Annotated in this window: 7 protein-coding genes; 2 read left to right on the top strand and 5 right to left on the bottom strand. The window is 69.3% G+C overall.

Annotated features, from left to right (window positions below):
* The first annotated feature begins 2 nt into the window (after positions 1-2).
* Positions 3-935 carry an NAD-dependent epimerase/dehydratase family protein gene (locus tag ACFWO8_RS00905; protein WP_378940430.1) on the top strand — a complete coding sequence of 311 codons (933 nt, stop codon included), beginning with the start codon at positions 3-5 and terminating at the stop codon, positions 933-935.
* On the top strand, positions 932-1,357 hold the full coding sequence (locus ACFWO8_RS00900) for a nuclear transport factor 2 family protein (RefSeq protein ID WP_378940429.1): 426 nt from the start codon (positions 932-934) through the stop codon (positions 1,355-1,357). The genes ACFWO8_RS00905 and ACFWO8_RS00900 overlap by 4 nt, the downstream gene beginning before the upstream one ends.
* 64 nt (positions 1,358-1,421) lie before the next feature.
* On the opposite strand, the gene ACFWO8_RS00895 is transcribed toward ACFWO8_RS00900, so the two are convergent.
* The 5 genes from ACFWO8_RS00895 to ACFWO8_RS00875 all read right to left on the bottom strand — a co-directional run bounded on the left by ACFWO8_RS00895 (position 1,422) and on the right by ACFWO8_RS00875 (position 11,824).
* A complete protein-coding gene (locus ACFWO8_RS00895) occupies positions 1,422-3,689 on the bottom strand; it encodes an ADP-ribosylglycohydrolase family protein (protein WP_378940428.1) in 2,268 nt (755 codons plus the stop codon).
* A 129-nt stretch (positions 3,690-3,818) separates the two neighbouring features.
* On the bottom strand, positions 3,819-4,982 hold the full coding sequence (locus tag ACFWO8_RS00890; RefSeq protein ID WP_378940427.1) for a VWA domain-containing protein: 1,164 nt from the start codon (positions 4,980-4,982) through the stop codon (positions 3,819-3,821).
* Positions 4,983-5,157: 175 nt separating this feature from the next.
* Positions 5,158-7,545 carry a DUF5682 family protein gene (locus ACFWO8_RS00885; RefSeq protein ID WP_378943004.1) on the bottom strand — a complete coding sequence of 796 codons (2,388 nt, stop codon included), beginning with the start codon at positions 7,543-7,545 and terminating at the stop codon, positions 5,158-5,160.
* Between the two features lie 122 nt (positions 7,546-7,667).
* Positions 7,668-8,768, bottom strand: a complete 1,101-nt coding sequence (locus ACFWO8_RS00880) for an AAA family ATPase (RefSeq protein WP_378940426.1) — start codon at positions 8,766-8,768, stop codon at positions 7,668-7,670.
* Positions 8,765-11,824: a DUF5691 domain-containing protein gene (locus ACFWO8_RS00875; protein WP_378940425.1), complete on the bottom strand. Its 3,060-nt coding sequence runs from the start codon at positions 11,822-11,824 to the stop codon at positions 8,765-8,767. The genes ACFWO8_RS00880 and ACFWO8_RS00875 overlap by 4 nt, the downstream gene beginning before the upstream one ends.
* Between the last annotated feature and the right edge of the window lie 334 nt (positions 11,825-12,158).

Genomic DNA, 12,158 nt, shown 5'->3' with positions numbered 1-12,158 from the left:
CATTGCAGGGCAAGAAGGTACTCATCACCGGCGCGACCGGGCTGGTGGCCGGTCCCGTCGCGAAGGCACTGGCCGAACACAACGAGGTGTGGTGCCTCGGCCGGTTCAGTGCACCCGGTTCGGAAGCGGCACTGCGGGACCACGGGATCACGACTTTTCAGTGGGATCTCGACAACCAGGGGCCCACCGCCTACGCCGGGCTGCCCGACGATTTCACCCATGTCTTCCACTCGGCGGTCCGCCGCGGCGATGGTACGGATTTCACTGAGAGCATCGCGGCGAATACCACCGCCACCGGCCGTTTGATGGCGCATTGCCGGACCGCCGAGGCGTTCCTGTTCGTCTCGACAGGCGCGCTGTACAAGCGCCAGACCCTCGACCACCGCTACCGGGAGACCGATCCGATCGACGGTGTCGCGGACTGGTTGCCGACCTATCCCGTCGGGAAGATAGCGGCCGAGGGCGCGGTCCGTGCGCTCGCGTCGGTGCTCGAGTTGCCGACCGTCATCGCGCGGCTCAATATCGCCTATGGCCCCAGCGGCTATGGCGGCGTGCCGATGCTGTACCTGAAGAGAATGCTGGCGGGCGAACCCATCCCCGTGCCGCTCGAAGGTCAGAACTGGTGTTCGCTGCTCTACATCGACGATCTCATCGCGCAGGTACCGAAGCTGTTCGCCGCGGCGTCCACGTCGGCGACGTTGGTGAACTGGGGCGGGGACGAATCGGTCGGCATCACCGACTGCGTTCGCTATTTGGAGGAACTGACCGGCGTGCAGGCCGAACTGGTGCCCAGCGAAATCACCAGGGAAACATACCAATTCGATCCGGCGCTGCGGCATTCCCTCACCGGCCCGTGCGCGGTGACCTGGCGCGAAGGCATTCGCCGGACCGTGGCCGAGCTGTTCCCCGAGCAGTTGCGCGAGTCGGTGTCATGAGCGAGACAACCAGGGGGTCGCAGACCCGGACGGACAATCTCGCCGTGATCCGCCGGTCATATGAAGGTTTCGCCAGCCGCGATGTCGACGCGATCCTGTCGGCGATGCACCCGGATATCGAATGGGTGCATCCGGAGGGGATGAACAAATACGGGCTCGGCGGAACGAAGTTGGGTCATGCGGGAATCAAGGCATTCCTCGCGCACGTCCCGTCGGTGCTGGGCGGCATGAAGCTGCACCCACAGGAGTTCATCGAGCAAGGTGATCGGGTGGTGGTATTCGGAATCCGTGATGTGACCTCCCGAACCGGAACCACCGCCACTCTTTCCTTCTTGCACTCGTGGACGATGCGCGACGGGAAGGCGACCCGGATGGAGGACATCTTCGACACCGTCGAGTTCCACCGGCTGATCGAGAGTTGATCGCAAGCCGTTGGCAGGGCGCCCCGTGTCGTCCTGCCGACGGCTACGCCGTCGGGGTGCGCGGTCAGGCAGACGGCGGCCGGTCAGGGTGGTTGTTCCACCACTGGTCGGGTGGTTGGCCGCGGGAGTCGCGGGGTGGGGTGAGGCCGAATTCGGTGCAGTAGTCGGTGGCGAGGAACTCCAGGACCCGGCGGGCGTCGACAGCGTTTGCCCAACGTCGGGGCAGGGCGGAGCGGCCGTAGCGCCCGCCGAGGAGGCTGCCCGCGATCGAGCCGGTGGCGTCGCTGTCGCCGGAGTGGTTGATCGACAGCAGGAGTCCGGTGCGGACGATGTCGTGGGGCGCGCCACCGAGACCTTCGGCGGCGAGGGTGGCGAAGACGGCGATCGAGAGAGCTTCGGGGCCGATCCAGCCCTGGCCGAGGGTCTCCACGTCTTCCGGTGTGGGATACCGCCGTTCGCGTTCGATCCGGGCGGCCAGCCGGTGTGCGGCATTGAGGGCGGCCGAGGTTTCCTCGTGCTCGGGGTACTTCGCGAGCTCGACGCGTGCGCGGGAGAGTGCGGTGGCGAGGTCGGCGCCGCGCGCGAGCTGATAGATCAGTGCGGACAGGGTGCCCGCGGGGAGCCAGCCGCTGGGGTGGCCGTGGGTGAGTGCGGCGGCGTCACAACCCAATTCGAAGACGGCGTCGGTAGCCGCACCGGAACGGTCTGCGGCGTAACCGAATCCGCACGGGGCGGCGCGCATCACGGCGCCACTGCCCTTGGAGTGGTTGATCGGCTGGGCGCGGGTGCCGAGCGGGTCGGTCGGCGCGCGCCTTTCCGCCGCGTGGCGCAGCGCGGTGTAGACCGAATTGGCCACGCCGCGTTGCTCGGTGAGTTCGGGGTAGTCGCTGAGCGAGCTGTACAGCGCGAACGGCTGGTCGGGCATTTCGGTGACCTGTCCGCGTAACCACACGAGCAGGCCCTGCTGGAGCAAACCCATCGTCGCGCCGCCGATGCCCTTCGCCCTGGCTCGCACCGAGCCGCGGATCAGCGCTTCGACGGTGAACGCGGTCAGCTGGGTCTCTTCGGAGATGCGCAGCGGGTCGATGTCGGTGACGCCGAGCGGGCCGAATTCGGCCCGTATCTCTGGCAGCGAGCGGGTTTCCACGGGAGCGCCGAGCGCATCGCCGATCGCGCCGCCGAGCAGGCAGCCGTGCACGGCGTTCAGCCACAGCGGGGCGGCGGTCGCTACGGCATCCCTGGTCCGTCGGGCGGGATCGGGGCTCGACGATCGCGTCCGTGACAGGCCGTGTGCTGTCGGTTCCTGTGCGGGATGGACCTTCCGGGCCGCGTCGAGCCCACGACTGTTGAGTGAGACGAGACTTTCCGGCTCGATCGAGGTGTGGCGGACAGCAGTCGGGTCGTGGCGCCCGGCGGCATGCGGCTGACTCGGCGACCTGTGCGGCGCGGCACCGGTACCCGGCCGCAGCGCCGAGGTAGCCCCGGATGTCGGGCGACGGAGGGCTTCGGTGAGTGCGGTGGCGAAGGCGATGCAGGTGGGGAAGCGGTGGGCGGGGTCCTTGGCCATGGCCTTGGACAGGACCGCGTCCACCGCGGTGGGGAGGGTGGCGCGGCGGGTGCTGGCCGCGGGGGGTGGGGTGTTGAGGTGGCCGAGCATGACGGTGGCCGGGTTGGGTGCGTCGAAGGGGCCGGTGCCGGTGAGCAGGCGGAATACCGTGCAGGCCAGCGAGTATTGGTCGCCGCGGCCGTCGAGAGGGGCGCTGCTGAGTTGCTCGGGGGAGGCATAGGCGATGGTGGCGGTGAACTGGCCCGTGCGGGTAAGGCCGCCGGTGTCGTCGAGGAGTTTCGCGATGCCGAAGTCGGTCAATACGACTCGTTCGTCGAAGCCCGCGCCGACACCCGCGGTGCGCGACAACAGGATGTTGGCCGGTTTCACGTCTCGGTGCAGAACGCCCTGGCGGTGGGCGTAGTCGAGGGCGCTCGCGGTCTGGGTGGCGATCTGAGCGATCCGCTCGCTCCCGAACTGCTCTACCGGAACCGCCGACGCGTCGACACCGTCCACGAACTGCATCGCGATCCACAGTCGTTCCTCGTCGATGCCACGGTCGTAGACGGTGATGATGTTCGGGTGGTCGAGCTGAGCCACGAGGTCGGCTTCGCGTTCGAACCTGGCCCGGATCTCGAAGTCGGCGAACAGGTCACGGTGCATCAACTTCAACGCGGTCAGCCGTGGCAGCCTGCGGTCCCTGGCCGCGTACACCGCGCCCATCCCGCCCCGCCCCAGCTCACGCTCGATGACGAAACCGGCGAACACCGCCCCGCGCCGCAACATCGCCTCACTCCGTTCACCGAACCCGATCGTTGGCAGCCTAGTTGGCCCGGGCTCGGAACGCTCCCGAGTCTCGCCACCGGCCGCCGGCGAGATCTGTGGAAGACCACCCACATTCCCGCCGGGGCGCGATTACACCGCTGGGGCGAAGGTGTCGGCCCAGCGCGTGATGTCGCCGCGGTCCAGCGCGGTGGCGAGTAGATCCGGGAACTTGTCGGGGGTGCAGGCGAAGGCGGGAATGCCGAGTGCTGCCAGGGCCGCGGCGTTGTCGTGGTCGTAGGCGGGTGCGCCTTCGTCGGAGAGGGCGAGCAGCACGACCACCTGGACGCCCGCTTCCTTCATCGCGTTGCAGCGGCGCAGCATCTCGTTGCGCACGCCGCCTTCGTAGAGATCGGAGATGAGCACGAACAGGCTGTCGGTGGGGCGGGTGATCAGCGTTTGCGAGTAGGCGATGGCGCGATTGATGTCGGTGCCGCCGCCGAGCTGGGTGCCGAACAACACGTCGACCGGGTCGCTGAGCTGGTCGGTGAGGTCGACGATCTCGGTGTCGAACACGACCAGCGAGGTCTTCAGCGACCGCATGGAGGCGAGGACCGCGCCGAAAACCGAGGCGTAGACGACACTGGCCGCCATCGAACCGGATTGGTCGATGGCAAGGACCACATCGCGCTGGATCGACTGCGACTTGCGGCCGTAGCCGACGAGCCTTTCGGGCACGATGGTGCGGTGTTCGGGCAGGTAATTGGCGAGATTCTTGCGAATTGTCCGATTGAAATCGATGTCACGCAGTTTCGGGCGATGGGTGCGGGCGGCACGGTTGATGGCGCCCGACACCGCGGCCACGGTCTTGGCGGCGATGCGTTGCTCGATCTCGCGCACCACCTTCTCGACTACCATCCGCGCGGTGGCCTTGGTGGTTTCGGGCATCACCCGGTTGAGCCCGAGCAGGGTGCCGACCAGGTGCACATCGGGCTCCACCGATTCCAGCAGCTCTGGCTCCAACAGCAGCTGGGTGAGGTTCAGTCGCTCCACCGCGTCGCGCTGCATCACCTCGACCACCGTCGCGGGGAAGTAGGTGCGGATATCGCCGAGCCAGCGCGCTACCCGTGGCGCCGAACCACCCAGTCCGCCGGACCTTTTCGTCGAGCCGCCGGCCTCGCCGGTGTTGTAGAGGGCACCCAGTGCCTGGTCCATTGCCTGATCGGCGCCGGCGGACAGGCCGCCGAGCTGCTCGTCGGCGGCGGTGCCGAGCACCAGACGCCAACGGCGCGACTGGGTTTCGTCGGGATCGGTCATCGGTGCTCCTGGTGATCGAGCGAGAGATCGGTTAGCGCGAGGGTGCGAGCCGCCATGCTGATCGCGCCGGGTTCGATGGGCGGTGCGAAATCCTGTCGCGGCATCGCGGAGAACGGTTGTGACCTGGGGATCTGGCGTTGTGTGCGGCTTGGCGTTCGAGGTCTGTGGAGGTGGGTCATCCTGCGGCTCCGAGGATCGCGGTCGCCGCGCGGAGCGCCAGTTGTCCGCGGATCGGATCGATGGCAGTGGGGCCCGAGGGTGTCGTCGGTGCTGAGTCGGTGTCTCGTAGGACCTGGCTGATGGCTCGGCGTTCGCCGGATTCGAAGGACCCGAAGGTGCGGCGCAACAACGGGAGGGTGGCGACGAACTGGTCCTCGTTGAGATCGCGGAGCCATTCGTCGATGCGGCGCAACAACTCTCGGTCGTGAACCAGGAGCAGGCCGCGGCCACCGAGGAAGCCGTCGATCCAGGCGGCTTTCGCGGCGGGGGTGTTTCCGATGGACAGCGCGGCGGCGAGGCGGCGGGCGGAGTCGGCGTCGTCGATGCGTTCGGCGTCGCAGAGCAGGCGCACCGCGCGGCCGCCGATCGCGCCGTGCACATCGTCGCGGTCGGCGATGCGCTGCAGGGTCGCCAGCCATTCGGTGGTGGCGTGCTCATCGTCGCGGGTGCTGATGGCGGTGTGCGCGGCGTCGATCTGGGTGCGCAGGGCCTGCGCGGCGTCGGTGTCGAGGCCGGTGACAGCGCCGGGCAGGCCCGCGCAGATCCGTACCAGCAGGCCGTCGGCGACGTGGGCCAATGCCTTGGTGTCGGTGCCGCGGACATCGCCGTAGCGCAGCGTGCGGGTCAGGCCGGGTAGGGCGCCGAGAAGGTGGGTGACGTCGTGGTCGAGGGCGGCGGCGGCTTCGAGTCTGGTGATCAAACCTTCGGTGGCACCGCCCAAGTCGGCGAGCAGGGCCATTTCCAGTGCGTCGGCGAGTGCGGTGACGGTGACGTCGTCGCGGCTCGCGGTATCGAGGATCTTCGTCTCCGCGGCGGTGCGCAGGGTGGTGCCCCATACCGCGGCCTCGACGATGCGGACTTCGAATTCCGGTTCCCAGCGCAGGGTCCACGTCTCGCGGAAGGTGCCGGTGCTGCGGACCTCGCCGGTTGTCGGCGTGCCCCAGTCGATGCCGAGCAGGCGCAGCCGGTGCAGCAGATGCGAGCGTTCGACATCGCGTTCCTTGCGCAGGTCCAGGTCGACTGTGCGGGCAAGAGCCTCCGGCTTGAGCCGCAGGGTTTTGCTGCGCGCCCGCAGATCGGCGGCCAAAGGCACTGTCGGGGTGTCCTCGGGCACGCTGCCGAGCGTCTCGCCGACGACGAGTTCATCGATCACCAGCCGCAGCATGGTCTCGTCGCCACCGCACATCACCGACCGCACCGCCTCGGTGACCTCGGACAAGCCGGCCAGCGGCCTGCCGCGCAACGCCGCGAGGGTGTCGGCCAGCCGCACCGCCTCGATGATGTGCGCACTCGACACCGGCAGATCGTGCTCGCGCAGCACCCCCGCCACCTTGGTGAGCCAGCGCGCCACCGGCCGCTCGGTCTCGGTGAACAGATGGTGGTACCAGCCGGGCGAGGTGACGCCTGCCCCGTATCCCGATCCGGCCGCCAGCCGCGAATGTGTCCACGGCACCCACGTCAGTGCCGCCTTCGTCTTCGGCAAGCCTGTGAGTAGCCGCTTGTCCGGCGCCGCAGGTCCCAGCGGGCCCGTCAGCGCGGGCGCATGCCAGGCGCCGCACACCACGGCCAGCCGCTTCGACCCATTCTTGAGAGCCTTCCGCATCACCTCCCGCATATGCGCCTCCCGTCGCAATGTGTGCTGATCGACAACCAGCGGTGCGAAGGCGCTGCGACTCTGATCCGGCGCTGCCGGAGACATGAATTCCGCTGCCGCTGAAGTTGTTTCAGCGGCATCGTCCGGATCGGTGCCCGTCCGGGCCGCGCCGCTCGCTGGTGCAGACGGGTCGATGGGTGCCCGATTGTTCGGTGGTGGCGCGTCCGCTGCGTGCGGTGTGGCGCCGGTCGCCGGGTGTGGGGCGTCCTCGCGTAGGGCGGTCATCGCTTCGGTGATCGCGTCGAAAGCCGCGCTGTCGGGGACGGATTCGACCACGGCGTCCCACCATCGTTCGGCGTCGTCGTAGCCGGCGGCCGAGGCGAGAGCGGCAAGTGGGTCGGAACCGCCACCGCGAGCATCGTCGTCGGCGGCGAGGACGTTCGCCGCTGGGAGGTCGCAGAAGCGGACGGGCACGGCGTGGTCGACGCCGTAGCGCATCGCCTGCCATTCCGGGGAGAACGCCGCGAAGGGCCAGAATGCCGCGCGGGCAGGCGAATCCGGGACGTAGGCGAGCAGCGCGACCGGTGGGATCATCGTGTCGGCGGCGACGAATCCGACGAGCGGGTCAGCGTCCGCGGGACCTTCGATGAGGATGGCGTCGGGTCGGAACTCCTCGAGTGCGTGGCGTAGCGAGCGCGCCGATCCCGGCCCGTGGTGACGGATGCCGAACACCCGCGTCACCGCATCCACAGGCGGATCGCCCGCCGGATCGCCCGGTGTGGCATCACCAGTGGCGGAGTGGGCCGCCTTGTTGCTGTGACTCATCGAAAACCCCATGTGTGCTGTGTGTTCCGTCCTCCCAGGCGGTGGTGTCAGCCGGCGATTTCGCGGCAGGCTCGGTAGAAGTCGGCCCAGTCGGGGCGCTCCCGGACGACGGCCTCGAGGTATTCGGTCCAGACCACGGTGTCGGCCACCGGGTCTTTGATCACCGAGCCGAGGACGGCGCCCGCGATGTCGGAGGCGCGCAGCACACCGTCGCCGAAGTGAGCGGAGAGGGCGAGGCCGTTGGTGATCACCGAGATCGCCTCCGCGGTGGACAGGGTGCCCGAGGGGGACTTGAGTTTGGTGCGGCCGTCGGCGGTGATGCCGGAGCGCAGTTCGCGGAAGACCCGCACCACCCGGCGGACTTCCTCGGCGGCGGCGGGAACCGTCGGCAATTCCAGTGCGGCGCCGAGCTGTTCGACGCGACGGCTGACGATGGCGACCTCGGAATCCTCGTCGGCGGGCAGCGGCAACACGACGGTGTTGAAACGCCGGCGCAGGGCCGAGGAAAGATCGTTCACGCCGCGGTCGCGATCGTTGGCGGTGGCGATGACGTTGAAGCCCTTGGCCGCCTGCACTTCTGCGCCGAGTTCGGGAACCGGCAGGGTCTTCTCGGACAGGATGGTGATCAGCGCGTCCTGCACATCAGAGGGGATGCGGGTGAGTTCTTCGATGCGGGCGATGGCGCCGGTTCGCATCGCGGTCATCACCGGCGACGCGACAAGCGCGGCGTCGCTCGGCCCCTCGGCGAGCAGGCGGGCGTAGTTCCAGCCGTAGCGGATCGCTTCTTCCGCGGTGCCGGAGGTGCCCTGCACGAGCAGCGTCGACTCGCCGCTGATCGCAGCCGAAAGATGTTCCGACACCCAGGTTTTCGCAGTACCGGGTACACCGAGCAGCAGCAGCGCGCGGTCGGTGGCCAGCGTCGCGACCGCGACTTCCATCAGCCTGCGTGGGCCGACATACTTGGGCGTGATCACGGTGCCGTCGTCGAGGGTGCCACCGAGGACGTAGGTGACCACCGCCCACGGCGACAGCTGCCAGGACGGCGGACGCACGCGGTCGTCGACGCGGGCCAGGGCGGCCAGCTCGTCGGCGAAGGCCTGTTCGGCGTGCGGGCGCAGCAGGGTGGTGGCGGGTTCGGTGGTGGTCATCGCAGCTCCTCGAGCATGGTGGCGCGGTCGGTGAGATCGTGGGCGAGTCGGTGGAAAGCCTGTTGCCAGGCGGGATCGTCGGTGGTGTCGGCGAGCGCGGTGATGCGCGTCGCGAGCTCGACAGGCAGGTGGACGCTCGCCGCGGTGAGCAGCGCCCGGTCGGTGTACACGCCGGCACTGGCATGGGGCTGACGCGCGGTGGTGCGGGCACGCTCGCCGAGCAGACGCAGCACATGGGTGGCGACGGGTTCCGGCCACGGGTGATCGAGGCCGGGCAGGATCGCGTGGAGTTCGTTGAGTTGGTGTGCGTCGAGGTCGAGCACGTGCTCGATCCGGTCGGCGGCATCGAGCAGGGTGAACAGCTCGCGCCGCCGGAGCACGGCCTGCTCGGTCGGCGTCGCGTGGGCGAACAGCGCACGGGCCCACGTGGTGTCGCGCTGGGCGAGCGTGGCATCGACCCAGCCGTCCACGATCGCCTTGGCATAGCGCGGTGGCAGCGACAAGGTCAGCGCGGTGGTCGCGGTGTTCTCGCGGGTGGAGCGCACGATCGGGGTCCATGCGGTGAGCGGAGTCGCGGCGATCGCCTGGTGCAGGGTCGTGATCGTCGAATCAGGGGTGTCCCAGCGCAATTTCGCTTGATCGGTCGCATCGGTGATGCCGTCGCGCCGGGCCTGCGCGTCGAGCTCCGCTGGCACCGTCACCTCGATGGTGCCGTCATCGTCGACCCGAATCCACGACGCCACCAGAGTTGCCATCCGCCGCCCGAAAGCGGCGTCAGGGAGCTTGTTCAGCAGCGTGGTGGCGGTGCGCCGGACATCCCCGCGCCGATCATCGAGAGCCCGCTCGAGCAGGGCTTCGTCCGCCGAACTCAGCCCATCCTCCAGCAGTGCCAGCAGTTCCGCCTTGACCGGCCCGGACTCCTTCGGCCACGCCGATTTCAGCACGGCCAGGGCAGCGGCGGGATCGGCCCGGCGCGTACGCGCGAACCAGTCCTTTCGCTCGCCGGATGTGCCGAACAACCAGACATCATGGGCAGCGGCGGCTCCCGGCTCCGTACCGGAGCCCGAGCCGGTACCGATATCCGCAGTCGTCGTCGGCTCGGAGTCCCTTTCGGTGGCTGCGCGCGCGCCTGTGTCAGCGCTGCGGGCAGTGCTCGCCTCAGCGTGGGTGTGGATGCCGGTGGTATCCACTGTTTGCTCCGGCCGGCTGTTCTCGGCTGCCCCATCCGCGAGCGATAGGGCCGCATCGGCGGGGAACTCGTCGACCAGTTTCGCCCAGGCGGGATTGCGGGCGGCGAGCCAGCGTCCGCGGCGGCCGGCAAGTCGCAGTAGTGGCGCTCGCAGCGCACTGTCGGAGGCAGCGGAGAGCGCCTGGACGCACAGCACGTCGGGGAGCCGGAAATCGAAAGGCGTTGCCGCGGCGAACCACTCGCTAAGGAACGGGGATTTGTCAGCGAGCAGGCGGCTGAGGCGATCGGCGGCCGGACGGGGCAGCAGGCGGCGCGGATCGTCCACGGCGGGTTCGGGTTTCGACGCGGCTCGCGGGAGTTGCCCGCCGCGCAGGTACAGATCTTGCAGCGCGGCGGTGTGCAGCAGCCGGGTGGCCGGTTCGCCCGCGTGCTGCGGGACGGCGGTGGCGACCACGGCGTCGAGGTGGATGCCGTCGGCGCTGCGGCGGGCGGTGCCGAGCAGGGCTACCGAGACGAGTTCGGCCAGCGCGGGAGTCGGGGTTATCTCGGTGGGGAACTCGGTTTCCAGGTCGCTCACCTCGCCCGCGCTGAAGACCGAGATCGGGTCGAAGCCGTCGGCCCGCCACTCGCCGCACACCGTCACCGGATGACCACCTGCGACGGCGATCAGCCGCCACGGACGCACGCCCGCGGGCAGCGGGAGCGCGGTGCCGTCGGACGCGACGAGCTGCCAGCCGTTCTCGTCGAGCACCGGTACGACATCGGTGAGCAGCGCGGGCCAGGCGCGCAGCCACGGATCGTCGCTCAACGCGCCTGCGTAGGCGTCCAGCGCGTCGTCGATCGTGGTGCCGCCGACAGCGGGGATGGTCGTGAAGGGTTCGGGTACGCCGTGGCGGGTGCCCCATTGCGCGCGCAGGGCCGCCGCGCCGGGGTAGTAGTGCAGCTCGGCGTCCACCTCGCTGCCGGGCGCGGGCACCTCGCCGGTGAAATTCGGTGTGGCGAAGGAATGTTCGATGAGCAGAGCCCATCGTCCGCTGCCGCGACCACGCAGCCAGGTACGACGGGTGTGCAGACGCTCCTCCTCGCTCACCCGCATGCCGAGCACCAGCCAGCGATCCCGCACGCCGGGCTCGGTCAGGACCGACTCGGCCGACGTCGGGTAGCCGACATGGGTGCGAATTCCCGCTTGCAGCGGCTCGGGCATGGCATCGAGCCTGCGATGGGCCAGCACCAGCAGGTGCAGGCGGGCGAACTCGCGCAACAGCAGTTCGGGCCAGTGCTCGGTGGTGACGACCGCGGTGGGCAACCTGCGCAGAGTCTCGGCGATGCGGGGCGCCTGGGCATCGACCATCCGTGCCGCGATCGCCTCGTAGGCGGCGAACGACCGGTCGGTCTGGGCCAGGCCGGTCCGGATCTGGTCGGTCAGCCAGACCTCCAGTTCGGTGAGCCCGGCGGCGACGCGGGTCCGCCGCTGCTCGACGGAGGCCTGCGACGGTGTGCTCGCGGCCTTGGCCTTCGGCGGTGCGGCGGCCTTCGCGGCCCGCCCCGCCAGCCACTCGGCCGCGAAATCGGCGGGGGCATCCCGGGCGGGTGCGTGGCCGCTCGACCATGCGAGCAACAGCGACAGCGTGTGCTTACAGGGGAACTTGCGGCTCGGGCACGAACACTTGTACGCGGGCCCATCCAGGTCGACGATCGCCTGGTACGGCTTGGCGCCACTGCCCTGACACAGCCCCCACACCGCGTTACCGGCGGTGCCGGTCTCGCGCCAGCGACCGGCCAGCTTGCGTGCGGCAGCCAGCGAGCTCGCGTCGGGTGCGAGCGCGCGGACCTGGTCCTCGGTCCACGGCGTGCGTTGCTCGGTCATCAACTTCCCCCGTTCTCTGTTCGCCGAATATCTACCGCAACCCACCGACAACTAGCGGTCCTGGCGGCGAGGCACCTGGAAAATGCTGGAGCTGTGGAAGTTTCGTGCTCCAGCCCTTGCCGTGAGCCGCGATGTCTGGCATTCTGACCTGTTCGGCACCGCCCGGACCGCCCGCGCTGCTCGACGCAGCGTAACGCGGGTGTGAACACCTCATCGAGCTGCCCGCCGGGGTGGGCGAGGGGTGGACATCGAGGGCCGCCGAGGTACCGCGATGGCCATTCCACTCCCGCGGGCAGATTCGCTGGGGCCCTGCGCATCCCCTGGGCGAACATCC

This window comes from Nocardia sp. NPDC058480 (genome assembly GCF_042720495.1).
GTDB lineage: Bacteria > Actinomycetota > Actinomycetes > Mycobacteriales > Mycobacteriaceae > Nocardia.
Note: the sequence above shows the minus strand (reverse complement) of the source record. Positions and strands in the feature narration are given on the sequence as shown.

Bases quoted from the DNA above. Each gene is read 5' to 3' on its own strand.
- ACFWO8_RS00875 (WP_378940425.1), bottom strand. From the start codon at position 11,824: ATGACCGAGCAACGCACGCCGTGGACCGAGGACCAGGTCCGCGCGCTC.
- ACFWO8_RS00880 (WP_378940426.1), bottom strand. From the start codon at position 8,768: ATGACCACCACCGAACCCGCCACCACCCTGCTGCGCCCGCACGCCGAA.
- ACFWO8_RS00890 (WP_378940427.1), bottom strand. From the start codon at position 4,982: ATGACCGATCCCGACGAAACCCAGTCGCGCCGTTGGCGTCTGGTGCTC.
- ACFWO8_RS00895 (WP_378940428.1), bottom strand. From the start codon at position 3,689: ATGTTGCGGCGCGGGGCGGTGTTCGCCGGTTTCGTCATCGAGCGTGAG.
- ACFWO8_RS00900 (WP_378940429.1), top strand. From the start codon at position 932: ATGAGCGAGACAACCAGGGGGTCGCAGACCCGGACGGACAATCTCGCC.